Source organism: Caballeronia sp. LZ032, from assembly GCF_031451315.1.
Classification (GTDB): domain Bacteria; phylum Pseudomonadota; class Gammaproteobacteria; order Burkholderiales; family Burkholderiaceae; genus Caballeronia.
In genome coordinates this window covers 1058860-1076417 of record NZ_JARUXP010000003.1, presented here as the reverse complement: position 1 = coordinate 1076417, position 17558 = coordinate 1058860, and the positions used below count along the sequence as shown (strand labels likewise).

Sequence of the window (17558 nt, the reverse complement as noted above, 5' to 3'; positions counted from 1 at the left end):
TCAGGAGAACACGATGACAACACAGTCGCCGACCGTGGAGGACGAACTCGTCCGTCGAAAACGGCAGGAACAGCTCGCGTTGCCCGAGTCGCTCGGGCAGTTCGTGCGCGAGCAGGCCGCGCTCTACGGCGGCAAGACCGCGGCCGTGTGGTTCGAGCGCGGGGTCAGCATGACCTACGCCGAACTCGATCGCGCGGCGTCGCAGCTTGCCGATGCGCTCGTCAGGCGCGGCGTGCGCAAGGGCTGTCACGTGGCGCTGATGTTGAAGAACGCGCCCGAGTTCCCGGTGACGTGGATCGCGCTCGGGCGCATCGGCGCGGTGATGGTGCCGGTGAATACCGCCTACACGCGCGATGAAATGCGCTTCGTGCTCGATGACGCCGACGTCCAGTATCTCGTGATCGATGAGGAATACGTCCCGCGCCTGGAAGGCTTCGACGCACTGCCCGGACTGCTGGCATGGGAACGCGTGATCGTGAGCGGAGCGTACGGCGCGCGCGCCGACCTGCTGCAATGGCAAACGCTGCTGGCTTCGGGGCGCGCGGACTTCGCGGCGCCGGCGCATGTCTCCCGCGACGATCTGCTGAACCTCCAGTACACCTCCGGCACCACGGGTTTCCCGAAGGGCTGCATGCTGAGCCACGACTACTGGATGATCCACTGCCACGGCGCGGCGCGGCATCGCCGGGGCGCGGACGCGGGCATCGAGAACGTGCTGATCTGGGCGCCGTTCTTCTACATGGACCCGCTGTGGCAGTTCCTGATGACGCTGAAGCTCGGCGGCACCGCCTACATTGCGGAGCGCATGAGCCTGACGCGCTTCATGTCCTGGCTGATCGACTATCGCATTCACTACTGCATCTTTCCGGAGCCGGCATTGAGCCAGCATCCGCGCGGTCCGGGCGATGCCGCCGTGTGCCTGAAGTACATCAGCATCTATGGCTGGACCCGGCCGGCGCGCGAGGAAGTGCAGGCGCGCTTCGGCGTGATCGCGCGTGAAGGCTTCGGCATGACCGAGGTCGGGACGGGCGCGCTGGTGCCGGCGTGGGCGGGCGAGCAAGCGCTGGAACGCACCTGCGGCCTGCCCGCGCCGTTCCGCGAGCTGCAGATTCGCCGGGAAGACGGCAGCCCCGCGCAGGTCGATGAAGTCGGCGAATTGTGGATACGCGGACGCGGTATTTTGTGGGGCTACTACAAGCGGCCCGAAGCCAACGCCGAAAGTTTCGACGGCGACTGGTTCCGCACCGGCGACCTGTTCCGGCGCGATGCCGACGGCTTCTATTACATCGTCGGCCGCATCAAGGAGATGATCAAGCGCGCGGGCGAGAACGTCTCGGCGACGGAAGTGGAGACCGTGCTGCGCAGCATGGACGCCATCGACGAAGCTGCCGTCGTGCCCGTGCCCGATCCGTTGCGTCGCGAGGAAGTGAAGGCGTATCTGAAGCTGCGCGAAGGTTTCACGCGCGCGGAGGTGACGCCCGCTGCCGTGTTCGAGCATTGCGCGCGGCATCTCGCGGCGTTCAAGGTGCCGCGTTATCTCCAGTACATGGAAGGCGATTTTCCGCGCACGCCTTCGAGGAAGATCGCCAAGAAGCGGTTGATTGCCGAGACGGCCGATCCCTTCGTGAACACCTACGACCGCCAGGAAGCGCGCTGGCGGTGACCTGATTTGTGCAGGAGTCTCTCATGTTCGTGGACTTTTCGAGTCGTCCGCCCGTGTTGCAGTTCAACGGGCCTGCGGACCATCTGTCGAATTACCGGCGCGTGTATCAGGGCACCGAGGCGCAGGCGGCCAGCACCGTGTGTCACGATCCGCTCGCCGACTACCTCGCGATCTACGAGCGGCTTCAGGCGCGGCACGTGGTGCTCAAGGCGCGCGACCTGACCAGCACGTTCGGCGTGAAGATATCGAACGGGGATGTGGCCGCGTTCTGCCGCAAGCATGGCGAGCGCTATATCGGTTTCGCGGGTGTCGATCCGCATGCGGGCGCGACGGCCGTCGCCGAGTTCGAGACCGCCGTGCGCGAGCTCGGCCTGCGCGGCCTCAATGTGCAGGGCTTCGAACACCGGCTGGCCATCGACGACCCGCTGCTGTTTCCGCTGTATGCGAAGTGCGTGGAACTGGACGTGCCGGTGAACATCCATTGCGGCGCGAACTTTTCCACCCATACGTCGATGATGTACGGTCATCCGGCCGCGCTCGACCGGGTGATGATGGCGTATCCCGGCCTGCGCGTGTGCGCGTCGCCGCCGGGCTGGCCATGGGTGCAGGAACTGCTGGCGGTGGCGTGGCGGCATCCGGGCGTGTGGATCGGCACGGTGGCGGTGCGTCCGAAGCTGCTGGCCACCGCGCATTCGGGCTATGAAGCCTTGCTGCAATACGGCCGGACCGTGCTGAAGAAGCGCATGATCTTCGGCTCCGCCTTTCCGATGATGCCTGTTGAACGCGCGCTGGAAGAGTTCGATGCGCTGGAGATGGCCGACGAAGTTCGCGAGGACTGGCGCTGCCATAACGCGCTGGCTTATCTCGGTTTGTGACGGCGGTTTTTGCGTTACGCTGACGGCTCTTCTTCGCGCGAAAGGAGCAGTCATGAGCGAATGGAAACCCGCGTCGTATCCGTCGGTGAGCCCGTATCTGGTGTGCGAGCAGGCGGAGAAAGTCATTGACTTCCTCGAACAGGTGTTCGAAGCGGCGCTCGTGCGCCGCTTCGACCGGCCCGATGGCTCGCTGATGCACGCGGAAGTGCGCATCGACGACAGTATCGTGATGATCGGCGGCGGGGCGGCCGGGCAGGTGTCGGCGGGAACGCATGTTCATGTGTACGTGCGCGATGCGCAGGCGGTCTACGAGCGCGCGCTGCGGCAGGGCGCGGAAAGCGTGCAGGCGCCCGGCCGCAAGCGTGACGACGATGATCTGCGCGGCGGTTTTCGCGACGCCGCCGGCACTACCTGGTGGGTGGCGACGCAGTGAACGGCTGAATCGCCGCCGTCCTTTTGTATCTCACTGTATCCGCCCGTCGCGACGATACACGTCGATTCACAACCGCCCGTCGGCGAAACACGGCAGATACGTCCCGCAGTTCAAATACCTCCAGGCCCGAACGATCCGAAACACACAGCGGATCACAACAGGCTCTTCCCAACAAATCCATTGGAGGTAAGTCATGAAACTCATCTCGTCGCTGATCGTCGCCGCCGCTGTCGCGCTTCCCGCTTTGTCGTTCGCGCAGTCGAACCAGCCGCTGACGCGTGCCGAAGTCCGGGCGCAACTCGTCGAACTGCAACAGGCCGGCTACGATCCGGCAAGCGACCAGACGCAATATCCGCAGAACATCCAGGCGGCCGAAGCACGGCTGAACGCCGCGAAAGGCAGTTCGGCATACGGCGCGGTGGCGGATACCGGCGTGGTGTCGGGCGCGCGCTCCAATGCCGCTTCGGGCGATACGACGGTCATCGGCCTCGGTTCGGTGTACGCCAGGCCGTAAGCGTTCCTGGCGGTATCCAGCCGTTCTTCTTCGAGCCCGGACGGCCTATGCCGTCCGGGCTCGATGCATGTCGGGACCAGCAAAAAGCCGCGTCGCGCACCGCCGAACCGGGTCCACACCGCAAGCGCTTCACGGAAAATCGGTATCATCCATGTCCTCCGGCGGCGAATTCGCCAAATGTAACAACGCATCGCAGACTCTTGCGTGCGACGCCACTGATTTTCGAGGCGCATATGCCCAACGACGTAGACACCATCACCGACGAGCAGATCGCGTCCATCGCCGCTCGGCTCACCGAAGAAGGCCGCAAGGTTTCCCCGCTGACCGTCCGGGCAGAGCTGCCCGGCGCGTCGATCGTCGCGATCGCGGCCGGCCTGCAACGCTGGCGTGAGGCGCGTCAGCCCGAGGTGCCGCCGCAGCAGGCCCCGAGCGGCCTGCCCGACGACCTCGCCGAAACGCTCGTCAACGTGGCGCGGCGGCTGTGGACGGTCTCGCGCGACGAAACCGAACGCCTGTCCGGGCAGCATCTGAGCGTGGTGAGCCAGCGGCTCGCGACAGCCCTTTCGGACCGCGACGAGGCGCTCGCCGAAATTCAGAAATCCGGAGACGAAGCCGCGAGCTATCGACGGGAAGCCGAGGAAGCCAACAGCCGCCTGCGTGCTTCGGAGGAAGCGGCGGCGCGGCTGAAGGAAGAGTTTTCGCAGGCGAGCGCGCGCTTGCAGGCGATCGAGGCGCGCGCAGCGATGGAGCAGTCGCAATTGCAGGCGGTGAAGGAATCGCTCGAAGAACAGCGCCGCGCGAACGAGACACTCAGCGGGATGCTCGCGGGCAAGGATGACGAGATCGCGCGCCTTGGTCAGGAGCATGCGAACCTGCAGGCGCTTGTTGCGGGCAAGGATGAGGAAATCGCGCGCATCGGTCAGGAGCATGCGAACCTGCAGGCGCTGATGTCGGGCAAGGACGAGGAAATCGCGCGCATCGCTCAGGAGCATGCGAACCTGCAGGCGCTGGTATCGGGCAAGGACGAGGAAATTGCTCGCATCGGTCAGGAGCATGCGAACCTGCAAGCGCTCATCTCCGGCAAGGACGAAGAACTGACGCGTATCGCGCAGGAACGCGACACGGCTCGCCAGGACCACGCGACGCTCAGCCAGTCGTCGCAAGTCCGTTCCGACGAAGCCAGCGCCCAGCTGCAAGCCGCCGAAGCGCGCGCCAGCGAAACGCTCCAGCGCATCGCCGCCCTCGAAGCCGAACTGAGCGAAGCGCGCGCCGCGTTGACGGCGGAACGCGCAGCGGCGTCCGCGCGTGGCGAGGAAGCCTCGGCGCAGCGCGAGCAGGTGAGCCGCCTGCAAGGCGAACTCGAAGAAGCGCGCACGCAATTCAACCGCATCACCGAAGAGCGGACGACGGAAAGCGCCGAACTCGCGCGCGTGTCGAACGAGGTCACGGCCCTGCGCGAGCGCGCCGAAACCGCCGAGAAGAACGCCACCGAACTCGCGCGGCGTCTCGTCGAAAGAGAGCAGGGCGAAGAGTCGGAACTGGCGTCGCTGCAGCGTCAGGTCGCCGCACAGGCCAAGGCGCATTCGAAGTCCTACGACGAACTGCGCAGCAACGCGGAGCAGTGGGTCACGTACGCCAAGGACTTGCGTCAGCGTCTCGACGTGGCCAACGAAAAAATCCTCTTCATCGATGCCCGCAGCACCGGCGAAGTCGCGCTCATGCGACGTCTCGCGGTGGAACTGGAGCGCATGAAACCCGATCATGAACTCGTGTTCCGCGAGGCGCAGCAGAAGCTGATTGGAGACAAGATGTCGCAACAGCTCGCGCAGAAGGGTTATCGCTACGATCCGGCGACGGCGGTCATGTCGAAGATCGAAGGCTGACACGGCCATGAGCGCGACGATGCACGCCACGACGCTTAGTGTGTCCATCGCGCGCGACTGGCGCGAACTCTACGAGGCGATCTGGCGTCCCGAAGTCTTTCCGACCTGGGCTTCGGGACTCGCGCAATCGACGCTCGAAGCCGAGGGCGATCACTGGCGCGCACGCGCCCCCGAGGGCGACGTCCTGATCCGCTTCACCGCGCACAATGCGTTCGGCGTAATGGATCATCAGGTGACGCTGCCCGACGGCCACGAAATCACCATGCCCTTGCGCGTGATTCCGAACGGCGCGGGCGCGGAAGTGCTGCTGACGCTGTTCCAGCAGCCCGGCATGTCCGACGAGCAATTCGCCGCCGATGCCGACTGGGTCCGCCGCGACCTCGCCACGCTCGCCGCGCGTCATGGTTCGGCATAGCCTTCATCCTCAAGGCGTCCACCGGTACACAAGAATCTTCGCGCGCGCGTCGTCTTCCACCAGCACGACATATTCGCCATTGGCCCGGCGCGTCGCGCTGATACCCAGTTCCACGTCCACATAGCCGCTCGTCCCGCCGACATTGGCGCCCGGCGTCATCACGCCGACCGCCGCTCCGGTGCGCGCGTCGTAGACATCGACCTTCTGCGTGTACAGCTCCGCGACGAACACATAGTCACCCGCCGTCGCGAGACCGACCGTCGTCACGGGCGGCGTGCTCGCGGTATTCCATGGCAGCGCGATCGACCAGGTCATGACCGGCGCGCCGCCGCTCCAGTTGTCGTAGCGCGCGAGCACCGGGCCGGCTTCCTTCCAGCGCGAAGCATCGTAAGGGATGTTCTGCGTGAAGCCCGAGACATACATCGTGTCGGTGGCCGCGACATACAGCACGCGCCCGATGCGCGTGAACGGCGCGGGCATCGCGTAAGTCTTCGACGCGGCGTACGCATAGACCGGATTGCCGAACGCGTCGAAGCTCTGTATCGGCATCTGCCGGATGCCGCTCGTCGGCGTGCCGAACCACACCGCGCCCGCCGTATCGACCCAGATGAAGCTGTTGCCCACCGTGCTGCCCGTCGACGGATTGCCGGTGTATTCGCCATCGTCCATCCGGCCATCGCCGTTCAGGTCGCGCCACAGCCATTCGCCATAGGCCGGCTGGTTCGCCGGATAGCCGCCGGAGATGAAGCTCTCGGCGAACATGCCCGATGGAATCGCGATCTTGCCGTGAGCCGCGTCGAAGCGATGCACGTACAACTCGTGCGAATAAGGATCGAGCGTGTAGAGATACGGGCGGTTGCCGTTGAGACGCCGCACCATCGGCTCGCCGCGCACGTCGCGGCCGATATGCAGTTCGGGATCGTCGGGATACGCGAAGCGGTCCACCGTGTAGGCCGCGTATTTCCACTGCTTGCCGGGCGCCTGGATCCAGTCCATCGTGAAGATCTTCGAACCGGTGTAGATGGTGTCGGGCGCGCCGGGATCGAAGTCGGCGCCGTCGACGAACACGAGGCCGTCCAGTTCCCACAGCAACGCGCGGGAGGTTCCCTTGAAGGCTTGCAGGACCGCGCCCGAACCGACCGACGCCGAATTCAGCGCGCGCGGGCCTTCGCCGTTCTGGCCCGCGTACAGGTTGCCCGCGGCGTCGAAGCCGATGCCCGTGATGAAGTTGAAGCGGCCCGGCTCGATGGTTCCGGGCACGGCATGACTCACGCCGTTCAGCGTGCCGACCGGCGTCAGCGCCTGAAACGCCGATGCGGTCTTGCGGTACGGAAGAATCTGCTGGCCGGGGCCGATGTCGGCGATATACAGATCGCCCGATGGCGCGATCGCGATATCCGCCGGCACCGTGCCGGCCGGCAGCACGGGCGCGCCGCCGAGCAGGGCGCCGCTCGCCGCATAGTGCGCGATGGCCGGCTGCCCGGTCAGCGCGCCGGTGATGACCCAGAGCGAGCCGTCGCTGTCGAGCGCCATGCGTCCCGGCGATGCCACGTCGAATGAACGCTTGCGGCGCATCGTCACGGCATCGAACACGATGATGCGGTTCGCGTACTGATCGGCGACGAACAGCTCGGTGTCGTTCGCGGCCAGTCCGCGAATGCCGGCATCGGTGCCGGCGGGTACCGTATCGACGATCAGAAAGCTGTTCTTCGACGCATTCGCGCTGTTGCCCACGCCGCCCGCGAACGGCGCGCCCTGCGCGATATTGCCGGTCGACCGGCGCGTGATGCCGAACCAGGTATAGCCATTCGGCGGATAGTCCGCGCCGGTGAGGCCGCCGTTCTGATTGCCGATCGACATCGCCGCGTAAAGATACGCGCCGTTGGACGTCACGGCGTCGCCGCCCGCTGCGCCCCAGCCATGCGTCGCGCCGGCAACCGCAAGGCGGTCGCCGTTGCGATACGCCGCGATCTCGGCGCCGCTTTCGTCCCACGGCGAGTTCGTGTAGACGGTGCCGTCGGCGGCGACGTGCAGCGCCTGGATGTCCTGCTGCATCCATTTGCCGTCGCCGTAGCCCCAGGTGTTGCCGAGCCATGAGGTCGTATAAGCGAGCGGGCCGGAAAGCGCAGAGTTCGCCACGAGGCAGGCCAGAAGCAGAGTCAAGCGTTTCATTGCGTGTTCCTTTGCTCGATGTCGCGTCCAGTCTGCTTGTCGGCGCGCTGAAGCGATGCTTGAGACAGAGACGCCGAAGCACGGATCCGGTGCGCATCGGCTAGTATTCGACTCGGATTTGGACCGGACATCGGCGCGAGCGTTGAGATGGGAATGGACATGGATGGACGCGGCAAGGACAAGCGGTCGGACTGGGTGCGGCGGGCCGTGCCGGGCGAGGGCATCGAGCGCATCGAAGCCTGGTTCGGCGGCAAGGCGTACGGCATGCACCGGCACGATACCTACGCGATCGGCCGCACGCTGGCCGGCGTGCAGAGCTTCAATTACCGGCGCGGCCTGCGCAACAGCATCGCGGGACAAACCATGGTCCTGCATCCCGACGAAGCGCACGACGGCCAGGCCGGCACCGGCGAAGGTTTTCGCTATCGCATGCTGTACGTCGATCCGGCGCTCATCCAGGCCGTGCTGGGCGGCCGCGCGCTGCCGTTCATCGACGGCGGCCTGACCACCGACCCGCGCGTGTCCCGCGCCACGGAAGCCCTTTTGCAGCGTACGGAAGGCGCGTTGCCACCGCTCGAACCGCTCGAACGGCACGATGCGCTCACCGAACTGGCGCTGGCGCTCGCGCAGGCTTCCGGCACGCGATTCGCCGACGACACCGGTGACTACGCAAGCGCCGTGCGCGCTCATGACTTCCTGCACGCGCATTGCGACCGCATCATTACACTCGATGAACTCGAACGCGTGACAGGGCGCGACCGCTTCGCGTTATCGCGCGATTTCCGCAAGTTCTACGGCACGAGTCCGTATCGCTACCTGACGCTGCGCCGGCTCGACCTCGCGCGCCGCCTGATGCTCGCCGGCGCGCCGCTCGCCGACGTCGCCGCGCAGGCGGGTTTCGCGGACCAGAGCCACATGACGCGCCAGTTCACGCGCGCCTACGGCATGCCGCCCGCGCGCTGGCGGGCCATCGCACCGCAGCGTTGACGGGCATCGCACGCCTGCACGATCGTTCAAGACCTCGCCGCCGGATGCGCGCACAGTAGGCTCCGTTCATATTCACGACAGCACGGAGTCACATCATGCAGGCCATTCCCTCCACACGCGGACAAGGCATCGCCATCGATCCGCTCGACAAGGCGCGCCGCATCGACGGCTTCTGGCAACAGCGCGTGATCGCCGAAATGAACGACTACCAGTTCAAGGTCGCGCGGCTCGAAGGCGAGTTCGTCTGGCATCGTCATGCGGATACCGACGAGACCTTCATCGTGCTCGAAGGCGAACTGCGCATCGACTTCCGGGACGGTGCGATGACGCTGCGCGCGGGCGAAATCGGCGTCGTGCCGAAGGGCGTGGAGCACAAGCCGTTTGCCGCGAGCGAGGTGAAGATCATGCTGATCGAACCGCGCGGCGTGGTGAACACCGGCGATGCACCCAGCGACCGCACCGTGCCCAACGATCTCTGGATCTGACGCGCCCGCCTCTGGAACCGCGCCGGCAAGCTATCATGTGCGCATTGCAAAATGTGCCGCACAGGCCGGAGAACCATATGGCTGGACCTCAGGAAAGCGTCAGCATGGCGGTGTTCTGCGATTTCGAGAACGTCGCGCTGGGCGTACGCGATGCGAATTACGACAAGTTCGACATCCGTCCCGTGCTCGAACGCTTGTTGCTGAAGGGAAGCATCGTCGTCAAGAAAGCGTATTGCGACTGGGATCGCTACAAGAGCTTCAAGGCGTCGATGCACGAAGCCAGTTTCGAGCTGATCGAGATTCCGCACGTACGGCAGTCGGGCAAGAATTCGGCGGATATCCGCTTGGTCGTCGACGCGCTCGATCTCTGCTATACGAAGTCGCACGTCGATACCTTCGTCATCGTCAGCGGCGACTCCGACTTCTCGCCGCTCGTCTCGAAGCTGCGCGAGAACGCGAAGAAGGTGATTGGCGTCGGCGTGAAGAATTCCACGTCGGACCTGCTGGTCGCGAACTGCGACGAGTTCATTTTTTACGACGACCTCGTCCGCGAGCAGCAACGCGCAGCCGCCCGGCGCGAGTCGCGCGAAACGCGCGAGCCGAAGCGCGCATCGGAGCCGAAGCAGGAAACGGAGGCGCGCAAATCGCAGGCAATCGCCATCACGGTCGAAACCTTCGAGGCGCTCGCGTCCGAGCGCGGCGAGAGCGGCAAGATCTGGGCGTCGGTGCTGAAGAGCGCGATCAAGCGCCGCAAGCCGGGTTTCAGCGAAACCCAGTATGGCTTCAAGGCCTTCGGCAATCTGCTGGATGAAGCGCAATCGCGCGGGCTGCTGGAAGTCGGACGCGACGACAAGTCCGGCGCGTTCGTGTTCCGTTCGGCGGTGGCGGTTTCCGCCGATGTCCGTCCGGCAGAGGTTCCGGCAGTGACGCAGGCGGAGCCGGTGGTGGTGCCGTCGCCGGTGACGCACGTATCGGTGGAAGCGGACGAAGCGCTTCCGGTCAGCGAGGCTGAAACGGCCGAAGGCGCAGGCAAGGCGAAGAAAAGGAAGGCGGCAGCGCCGCGTCGCACGCGCAAGAGCGCCGCGCGGCAGGCGGTGGCGGAAACGCCGCAAGCACCGCAAGCGCCGCAAGCGCCAATCGCAACACAAGCACCCGAAGCCAGCGCGCCGCCGACTGACGCGCCCGTCGAGGAACCCGCGCCCGCCAAGAAGTCTTCGCGCAAATCGTCGTCTCGCGCGCCGTCACGCGCGCGACGCTCGCGCAAGTCCGAAGAGAAGCCCGTCGAGCAATAAGCATCGGGCCGAGTCACGACCCGTGGCGCGCCGCCGCATGTTCCTCGGCGCGCCAGCGCTGCCGCGAGCGGTACATCGTCGCCAGCGCGATGCGCGCCATCTTCACCCAGCCCGACGGACGTGGATCCGCCAGCATGCTGAGCGCCCGCGCGTAGTCCAGCGTGAGGCCGGGCGTCCAGGCCATCGTGGCGGCGCGCTTGCGCACCTGCGCGGCCACCCATAGCTCGGGCGTCGTCATGATGCGCACCAGCGGCCGCCATCCGGCGCCCGTACCCCACACGCGCGCCGATGCCCCTTCGATCGCCGCCTCCAGCGCCCGCGCCACCGTGCTCGAACAGTTGCGATAAGTGAGGTTGTAGGTTGCGTCGCGCCGATACTCGTCCCAGAAACGCGCCAGCCGTTGCGGATCGTAATTGCGGATGCGGACCTGCTGGGTCGAAGGACACCAGGCCGTCGATTCGGTCGCGTAGTCGGGTTGAAAGAGTCCAGGGACATCGTTCTCGCGCGTGGCCCGCAGCGTGCGCGAGAATTCGTTCGGCGAGCGATCGATCTCCACCGCCGGATACAGGCTGATGTACACGCCCTCGGGCGTTTCCAGCGCGGCGTGGCCGGTGGAGATGGTGCCGTTCCTGTCGATGGCTGCAATGTAGCGGTCCACGATCAACTGCCGTTTCGCCTGCGTCTTCGCCGTGCCGACGGGCGTCCACACATGCACGGTCAAGGCCGCTTCGTCGGCCGCGGGCGGGCCGTCGTAGACGGCGTTCGCGAACGAGGGCGTGCTTGTCGGCTTCTGCGTCGCGCGCTGCACGGCGCCTTCGGCGGCCGGGTTCGCCGCCATGCCGCGCACCCGCGATGCGAGCAGGATCATGTTCCAGCCCGCGAAGAACAGTCCGAACGCGACGCAATAGGCCACCGTGCCCGCATAGTGATCCGGATAGGGCTGATAGAAAAAGATTGCAATGGCGATCTCGACGGCGCCGATACCGGCTGCCAGCCGCCAGCGGCGATACCGGACTACGCGCGCGGAGATGATCTGCAACGCGCCATCGACGAGAAACAGCGTGCCGAAGATGAGCGAGAGCGCGAAGTTGCCGTGTTCGCCGCCAATCAGCACGAGCAGCGCCGACAAGCAGAAGGTCGCGCCCTTGACGTAGCGCAGCGTGCGCTGTCCGCCCATGCCGGTCCACGCGACGGCCAGCGTCGCGAGTCCTTCCAGCAGCATCAGCAGCGCGAACGGGATGATCGGGAAGTAGAGCGAGCCGTCGAGCGCATCGGTGAAGATGACGCCGCCCAGCAGGATGCTGAGGAAGCCGAGCGTCAGCAGCGAACGCCAGCGGGAGCGCAGATAGTCGACGCCAAGCAGAATCATCACGAGACGAACCATCGCGTTCCTCCGTCTGATCATTCATGTCCTGTACGGGGCGGCCGCGCGTAGGGCAGGCGCGGCCACTCCTTATATAAGGCATCGACGGTGCAGGCGGCAAGCGCGGCGAATGCGCAGAGGAAAACGCGTCTTCGATGACGGCGGCAATCGGTTCCGGTTTCGATCGGAAGGGTTCAGCGTGCCTCGGCTGCCGAAGGACGGGTGCCGTCGGCGTTGCCGCAATGGCGCATCAAGCGCGTGGCGGAATTCGTCGATGCGCATCTGGGCCGATATCGCGTCGAGCACCGGCCTCACGCGCATGCATTTTGCCGCGCAGTTCCGGCGCGCGACGGGCATGCGCCCGCATGAGTTCCTGTTGCAGAAGCGCGTCGAGTGTGCGCAGGCGCTGTTGCGCACGTCGCGGCACAGCATGCTCGACGTCGCGCCGGGTTGCGGATTCCGCTCGCAGGCGCATTCACGACGGTCCATGGCCGCACCGGCAATCGCCCTCAATCCATGGGCACGTACGATCTTTCAGTTGAACGGCCTGCGTATCGAGGCGCCGCCGTTCCGGCGCAACGTGGCGCAGGCGGGCGAACGGCGCGCGGCCGTGAAGCTGATCGAGCGGCAGTCGAAGGCCACCGCCACGATCGAATGGCACGACGTCACGCGTGGCAGCTACGGCGATCCGGTCTATGCGCCGAACTCGCGGCCGGTGCCGTCCAATGCGGGCGCGATGATCCTGGCGTCGGTGCTCGACCAGGCGATGCCGCGATAAGCGCCACGCACGGCTCAGGCGCAAAGGTATGATCCGGCTTTACCTTCGCACGGCCTTGCGATGCTCGCGCTCAAGCTCACGCTGGTTCCGCTGTTCCTGTTGATCGTGTCGATGTCGGGAAGATGGTGGGGCCCGTCCGTTGCGGGATGGCTCGCCGGCTTGCCGGTGGTGGCCGGCCCCATTCTCTGGCTGCTCGTGCTCGCGCATGGACCCGCGTTCGGCGCGCACGCCGCGATCCTTTCTCTTTCCGCGATCTTCGCGTCGGAAGCCTTCAACTTCGCTTATGCGTGGACCTGCCGTTCGCGCGCCTGGCCGGTCGCGTTGAGCGCCGGGCTGGGTGCGTGGTTCGTCTCGGCGTGGGGCTTGTCGATGCTGCCCGCGTCGCCGGTATGGGCTGCGGCGGTGGCGCTGGGCGCGGTCTGCTTCGGGCAGTCGTTCCTGCCGCACAGTGCGGCGGTTGCGGCGGGCGTCCCGCTCGGACGGGGCGACCTGATCGGACGGATGGCCGCCGGCGCCTTGCTGACGCTGGCGGTGACCGCCTTGTCCGGCTGGGCCGGCGCCTCGTGGAGCGGGCTGCTCGCGGTGTTTCCGTTGCTGGGGATCGTGTTGTCGGTGTCGTCGCATCGCGCGCATGGACCGGACTTCGTTATCTCGCTGCTGCGCGGGATGGTGCTCGGCCGCTTCTCGTTCGCCGCGTTCTGCCTGCTGCTGTCGTTCTCGCTGACGCGCCAGCCGACGGCGCTCGCTTTCGCGGAGTCGGCGGCGCTGGCGATGCTTGTTCAGGCCTGCACGAAGCGGCTTGCCGTGATGCGCCGGCCGAAGGGCGTTGAAACGGCGGTCGCGGCCGCCGAGTGAGGCCGTCCGACGCAGCCGACGCGAATTAAAGAGGTTCTTACAATTGCCGATATGCGTGGAGCGCTCTACGGAGCGGACAATCTTCACGGCATCGGACCATGCACGACCAACCATCTGGAAATCGAGGCCAGCGGCTGCTTGGCAATCTGCGGCGACTCTTCGGCGGCAATCATTGCAACCCGGCGGATATCCAGTCCGTCGCGGAAGAAAACGATGTCTACCGAGTATCGGCGTTCGTATCCTGGCAGTTCCATCACAGCGTGACGACGCAGTCCTGCGCGGGCAATGCCGCCGTGAAGGGCGGCCATTTCGATTACCGGACCGGTGACTTCCAGGCTCACTTGCAGCGGCTTTTCCAGCAAGCCCAGCGGGACCGCGCCATTCGCGGTCCGTTCATGCAGCGTGTGGACGCCGCGAGGAAGGAGGCGCTGGCATGGTCGAACGCGGCCCAACCTGTCCACGACTTCGGCGCCTGGTCCGTGTTCCGCCAGTGCGGCACCTGTGCCGGACGCGGGCAGGTTCGTTGCGGCGGCTGCGGCGGCGCGGGCAAGAGCACCTGCGGCGGATGCGGAGGCGCGGGCGGCCATAACCGCACCGTCACGCATACGCGCTGGAACGGACGAAACAACGAAACCTGTTCGCAGCACATCAGGGAGCGATGCGTCCGATGCCTGGGCGGCGGACGCGTGGTCTGTACCGGATGTGGCGGATCGGGGCATCGGCAATGCGGTTCATGCGCCGGCCACGGCTTCTTCACCGATGTCTCGCGGGTCCAGGCCGTCGCCCGTCCGGTGTGGAGCGTTCCGGCCGCGACGGGCCTGGCGGGCGATGCGCTCGCCGCGTCGCTGCGTGCCCGAGGGTCCGCCGGCGCGCCGGCACTCGTCGCGCTCGATTTATGCCGGACCGGCTACGACGAGCGCGACAACTGGGTCGTGCAGTACGACGGCACGGCCGAAGTGGTGGCGCTCGAACTGACCGTGCTGAAGCAGCGGTATCGCGTGGCGGCGGCGGGCGCGGTGCCCGTTCCGATCGTCACGCCGCCCGTGTTCGATCAATTGCTGTCGGCGGAAATGGCGCGGCTTGCGGCGGTCGCCACCGGCAAGCGCGGGCAAGCGCAGGTGCAACGGCAGGCCAAAGCGCTGTTCGCCGCGTTTCGGGCGGTTCCGGTGCTGGACGCCGGTCTGCGCGCGGTCGCGAAGCTCGACCGGAAAGGGCCGGTGGAACCCGCGTCCGCCATCGTTGGAGTCGCCGAAGGGTTCATCTCGCCGACGGCCGCCGAGGCCTTCGGCCGCGCAGCCTGCAATGTGCTCGACAAGGTCTCGCCCACGCATTCGCACCTCGCGTGGAGTCTCGTCGCGCTGGTTCCGGCGGGCGCGTCGTTCCTTTATGCGGCCCGCCTGTTCAATCATTTCTCGCTGCATGCGCCGTGGTCGGCGGTGCTTCCGTTCTTCGTGACGCTCATTGGCGCGCTGTGCGCCATGCTGATCGTCTCGCCGGCAGGCTGGCTGCTCAGCAGCCTGGTGAGCTACGCATGGCGGCTGCGGGTACCCCGGGAGTATCGCCAGCGTGTGCGCAACTGGGCGCCGTTGAAGCGGGCCTGCGGCTTCACGATGGCGATGTCGCTGACCGGCGTGATGGTGGGCCTCGGCGGCGCGCTGGGCTGGCTGCCGACCGTGCCACAGGCCGCGCAGGCTGCGACCGGCTTCGTCGTCGGCCACACCGAGCCGGGCTCGATGGCGAACCGCTATCTGATCCGTCTCGCGGCGCCCCGCGCGGATGCGCCCGCCCCGGTGCCGCTGACGCATCGCGAGACCCTGCAGGAAGTGCAGCGCATCCTGATCAGCAGGAAGATCCTGCGCGGCGATGCGGATGGCCGGCCCGGTCCGCGCACGAGCGCCGCCATTTCAGACTATGAGCGCCGCGAGCATTTGCCGCCGACCCTATCGACCGACGAGTTGCTGATGCACATGCGGCGCACGGGCGCAGGCCAATAAAGGCGGCGTGCCAAGACGTCGCCTGCCTCAACCCGCCTTCGCCCATTCGACGGCATCCGCGCCGGCGGGAATGCGCATCGGGCTCGACGGGTCCGTGGCCGCGCGCCACACGCCCTCGGCGACATCGCGCGAATAGGTGACGGTCGGGTCGTTCTCGAAGCGCTCGAACACCGTTTGCGCGAGCTTCGCGTAAGGCTCGGGGAAGCCGCTTTGCATGCGCGTCCGGGCGTTGTCGCCGAACTTCGTTTCAGGCGACCGTCCGGGCAGCACGATCCGCACGCGCACGCCGAACGGTTCCAGCTCCAGCGCGAGCGATTCCGAGAACGCGTTGACCGCCGCCTTGCTGGCCGTATAGACGGACAGCAGATGCAGCGGCCGCAGCGTCACGGTGGAGGTCACATTGACGATCACGCCTGAGCGGCGCTCGCGAAACTGTGGCAGCACGGCTTGCGTCATCGCGATGGTGCCGAGCGTGTTGGTCTCGAAGATCTCGCGCGCCGTGGCCATTGGCGTGGCTTCGACCGCATTGAGAAAGCCGATGCCCGCGTTGTTGACGAGCACGTCGATCGGCCCCGCGCTCGCGATGGCCTGGCTGATGCTGTGCGGATCCGTCACGTCGAGGGCGATGACGCGCAGGCGGTCGGACTTCGGCAGGATGTCTTCGCGCGGCGTGCGCATCGTCGCGATAACGTTCCAGTCCTGCTCCAGGAAATAACGGGCGATTTCGAGGCCGAAACCGGATGAGCATCCGGTGATCAATACGGTGGGCATGGCAAATCCGCAGGTGAGTGAATGAGTTCTCACGATAAGTCGACCAGGCCGGACTTGCTACAATCGAACGTCCAGTTTTCATTCGAGGAAGTCCGGCCATGATCGATCCGTTCGCGGACGTCGTCACCTTGTTGCAGCCGGTCGCGGCGTTCTCGAAGGTAGTGAGCGGCAGTGGCCGGTGGCGCGTGCGGCGCTCGGACGCGCACTTGCCGTTCTACTGCGTGGTGCTCGAAGGCGCGTGCCGTCTCGTGGCCAACGGCCGCGAGCCCGTCACCCTGCAGACCGACGACTTCGTGCTGGTCCCGGAACTGGACGAATTCACGATGTCGAGTCTCGAACCGCCCGAAGCCGACGAAGCCGATGCCGTTCCGGTCGCGCTGGCCGACGGCGGCTTCCGGATCGGCGCGGAAACCGCTCCGCGCGATATCCAGATTCTCGTGGGTCATTGCGTGTTCGGTTCGCCGGATGCGGAGCTGCTGGTTTCCTTGCTGCCGGAACTCGTGCATGTGCGCGGCGAGCGCCGGCTGGCTACGCTCGTCAAGCTCGTCCGGGAAGAATCGCGCGCGCAGCGGCCCGCGCGCGACATGGTGCTCGCGCGCCTGCTGGAAGTGCTGTTGATCGAGGCCTTGCGCTCCACGGGCACGGCGGCATCGCCGGGGCTGGTGCGCGGTCTCGCCGATGCCCGTCTGGCGCAGGCCATCCGGCAGATGCACGAACGTCCCGAGCGTGCCTGGACTGTCGTGGAGCTGGCGCGGGCGGCGGCGCTGTCGCGCTCGGCGTTTTTCGAACGCTTCAGCCGTGCGGTGGGTGTGGCGCCGATGGAATATTTGCTGTCGTGGCGCATGGCGCTGGCGAGGAAGCTGCTGCGCCAGAAGGAAGGCAGTGTCGCGAAGGTGGCGGAGCGCGTGGGGTATGGATCGGCGAGTGCGTTCAGCGTCGCGTTCACGCGTCATGTCGGCGTGCCGCCGACGCACTACGCACAGCAGCACGAGAGGCCGCCGGCAAGCCAGCAGTCCTCTCCGGGAACCTCGGCGTGATCGAGGCGAGGCGGGCCAAGGTTCCGGGAGAGGAGACGGAG

Annotated in this window: 15 protein-coding genes and 1 pseudogene; 13 read left to right on the top strand and 3 right to left on the bottom strand. The window is 66.4% G+C overall.

Translation table 11 applies throughout. From position 1 onward, the window contains the following. Positions 1-13 precede the first annotated feature (13 nt). From QCE69_RS26320 to QCE69_RS26295, 6 genes are all read left to right on the top strand, one after another. Positions 14-1663, top strand: coding sequence for a class I adenylate-forming enzyme family protein (locus tag QCE69_RS26320; RefSeq protein WP_309933820.1), 1650 nt, complete (start codon positions 14-16; stop codon positions 1661-1663). A 23-nt stretch (positions 1664-1686) separates the two neighbouring features. After that, positions 1687-2538 (top strand): amidohydrolase family protein, encoded by an 852-nt coding sequence (locus QCE69_RS26315; RefSeq protein WP_309933819.1) that lies wholly within the window; start codon positions 1687-1689, stop codon positions 2536-2538. Positions 2539-2590: 52 nt separating this feature from the next. Then, on the top strand, positions 2591-2971 hold the full coding sequence (locus QCE69_RS26310; protein WP_309924585.1) for a VOC family protein: 381 nt from the start codon (positions 2591-2593) through the stop codon (positions 2969-2971). Positions 2972-3164: 193 nt separating this feature from the next. Further along, a complete protein-coding gene (locus QCE69_RS26305) occupies positions 3165-3485 on the top strand; it encodes a DUF4148 domain-containing protein (protein ID WP_309924578.1) in 321 nt (106 codons plus the stop codon). Positions 3486-3718: 233 nt separating this feature from the next. Beyond that, positions 3719-5368, top strand: a complete 1650-nt coding sequence (locus tag QCE69_RS26300; RefSeq protein WP_309933818.1) for a chromosome partitioning protein ParA — start codon at positions 3719-3721, stop codon at positions 5366-5368. Between the two features lie 7 nt (positions 5369-5375). After that, positions 5376-5783, top strand: coding sequence for a polyketide cyclase (locus tag QCE69_RS26295; protein WP_309933817.1), 408 nt, complete (start codon positions 5376-5378; stop codon positions 5781-5783). Between the two features lie 9 nt (positions 5784-5792). On the opposite strand, the gene QCE69_RS26290 is transcribed toward QCE69_RS26295, so the two are convergent. Then, a complete protein-coding gene (locus QCE69_RS26290) occupies positions 5793-7955 on the bottom strand; it encodes a hypothetical protein (RefSeq protein WP_409021234.1) in 2163 nt (720 codons plus the stop codon). Between the two features lie 147 nt (positions 7956-8102). Between QCE69_RS26290 and QCE69_RS26285 the strand changes: the two genes are divergently transcribed. The 3 genes from QCE69_RS26285 to QCE69_RS26275 all read left to right on the top strand — a co-directional run bounded on the left by QCE69_RS26285 (position 8103) and on the right by QCE69_RS26275 (position 10719). Further along, on the top strand, positions 8103-8942 hold the full coding sequence (locus QCE69_RS26285) for an AraC family transcriptional regulator (protein WP_309933816.1): 840 nt from the start codon (positions 8103-8105) through the stop codon (positions 8940-8942). A gap of 95 nt (positions 8943-9037) precedes the next feature. Further along, on the top strand, positions 9038-9427 hold the full coding sequence (locus tag QCE69_RS26280) for a cupin domain-containing protein (RefSeq protein ID WP_309924550.1): 390 nt from the start codon (positions 9038-9040) through the stop codon (positions 9425-9427). Between the two features lie 77 nt (positions 9428-9504). Beyond that, the gene (locus QCE69_RS26275) at positions 9505-10719 is read left to right on the top strand and encodes an NYN domain-containing protein (RefSeq protein WP_309933815.1); all 1215 of its coding nucleotides are present in this window, start codon (positions 9505-9507) and stop codon (positions 10717-10719) included. A 13-nt stretch (positions 10720-10732) separates the two neighbouring features. Here QCE69_RS26275 and QCE69_RS26270 read toward each other — a convergent pair whose 3' ends face one another. Continuing rightward, complete coding sequence (locus QCE69_RS26270) at positions 10733-12103, bottom strand: DUF308 domain-containing protein (RefSeq protein ID WP_309933813.1); 1371 nt, start codon at positions 12101-12103, stop codon at positions 10733-10735. Between the two features lie 198 nt (positions 12104-12301). On the opposite strand from QCE69_RS26270, the pseudogene QCE69_RS26265 reads away from it, so the two are divergent. The 3 genes and pseudogenes from QCE69_RS26265 to QCE69_RS26255 all read left to right on the top strand — a co-directional run. Beyond that, positions 12302-12557: pseudogene (locus QCE69_RS26265) on the top strand (helix-turn-helix domain-containing protein); the annotation flags it as partial. Between the two features lie 363 nt (positions 12558-12920). After that, the gene (locus QCE69_RS26260) at positions 12921-13715 is read left to right on the top strand and encodes a hypothetical protein (RefSeq protein WP_309933811.1); all 795 of its coding nucleotides are present in this window, start codon (positions 12921-12923) and stop codon (positions 13713-13715) included. 98 nt (positions 13716-13813) lie between these two features. Then, a complete protein-coding gene (locus QCE69_RS26255) occupies positions 13814-15709 on the top strand; it encodes a hypothetical protein (protein WP_309933810.1) in 1896 nt (631 codons plus the stop codon). A gap of 27 nt (positions 15710-15736) precedes the next feature. Here QCE69_RS26255 and QCE69_RS26250 read toward each other — a convergent pair whose 3' ends face one another. Then, positions 15737-16480, bottom strand: a complete 744-nt coding sequence (locus QCE69_RS26250) for an SDR family oxidoreductase (RefSeq protein ID WP_309924534.1) — start codon at positions 16478-16480, stop codon at positions 15737-15739. Between the two features lie 98 nt (positions 16481-16578). Between QCE69_RS26250 and QCE69_RS26245 the strand changes: the two genes are divergently transcribed. Then, positions 16579-17517, top strand: coding sequence for an AraC family transcriptional regulator (locus tag QCE69_RS26245; RefSeq protein ID WP_309924532.1), 939 nt, complete (start codon positions 16579-16581; stop codon positions 17515-17517). Positions 17518-17558: the final 41 nt, after the last annotated feature.

What these genes read in the sequence shown, in the direction of transcription:
- QCE69_RS26260 (WP_309933811.1), top strand. Translation starts at nt 12,921, where the DNA reads ATGCTCGCGCTCAAGCTCACGCTGGTTCCGCTGTTCCTGTTGATCGTG.
- QCE69_RS26280 (WP_309924550.1), top strand. Translation starts at nt 9,038, where the DNA reads ATGCAGGCCATTCCCTCCACACGCGGACAAGGCATCGCCATCGATCCG.
- QCE69_RS26295 (WP_309933817.1), top strand. Translation starts at nt 5,376, where the DNA reads ATGAGCGCGACGATGCACGCCACGACGCTTAGTGTGTCCATCGCGCGC.
- QCE69_RS26300 (WP_309933818.1), top strand. Translation starts at nt 3,719, where the DNA reads ATGCCCAACGACGTAGACACCATCACCGACGAGCAGATCGCGTCCATC.
- QCE69_RS26255 (WP_309933810.1), top strand. Translation starts at nt 13,814, where the DNA reads ATGCACGACCAACCATCTGGAAATCGAGGCCAGCGGCTGCTTGGCAAT.
- QCE69_RS26250 (WP_309924534.1), bottom strand. Translation starts at nt 16,480, where the DNA reads ATGCCCACCGTATTGATCACCGGATGCTCATCCGGTTTCGGCCTCGAA.
- QCE69_RS26310 (WP_309924585.1), top strand. Translation starts at nt 2,591, where the DNA reads ATGAGCGAATGGAAACCCGCGTCGTATCCGTCGGTGAGCCCGTATCTG.
- QCE69_RS26285 (WP_309933816.1), top strand. Translation starts at nt 8,103, where the DNA reads ATGGGAATGGACATGGATGGACGCGGCAAGGACAAGCGGTCGGACTGG.
- QCE69_RS26305 (WP_309924578.1), top strand. Translation starts at nt 3,165, where the DNA reads ATGAAACTCATCTCGTCGCTGATCGTCGCCGCCGCTGTCGCGCTTCCC.
- QCE69_RS26270 (WP_309933813.1), bottom strand. Translation starts at nt 12,103, where the DNA reads ATGGTTCGTCTCGTGATGATTCTGCTTGGCGTCGACTATCTGCGCTCC.
- QCE69_RS26245 (WP_309924532.1), top strand. Translation starts at nt 16,579, where the DNA reads ATGATCGATCCGTTCGCGGACGTCGTCACCTTGTTGCAGCCGGTCGCG.
- QCE69_RS26315 (WP_309933819.1), top strand. Translation starts at nt 1,687, where the DNA reads ATGTTCGTGGACTTTTCGAGTCGTCCGCCCGTGTTGCAGTTCAACGGG.
- QCE69_RS26275 (WP_309933815.1), top strand. Translation starts at nt 9,505, where the DNA reads ATGGCTGGACCTCAGGAAAGCGTCAGCATGGCGGTGTTCTGCGATTTC.
- QCE69_RS26290 (WP_409021234.1), bottom strand. Translation starts at nt 7,955, where the DNA reads ATGAAACGCTTGACTCTGCTTCTGGCCTGCCTCGTGGCGAACTCTGCG.
- QCE69_RS26320 (WP_309933820.1), top strand. Translation starts at nt 14, where the DNA reads ATGACAACACAGTCGCCGACCGTGGAGGACGAACTCGTCCGTCGAAAA.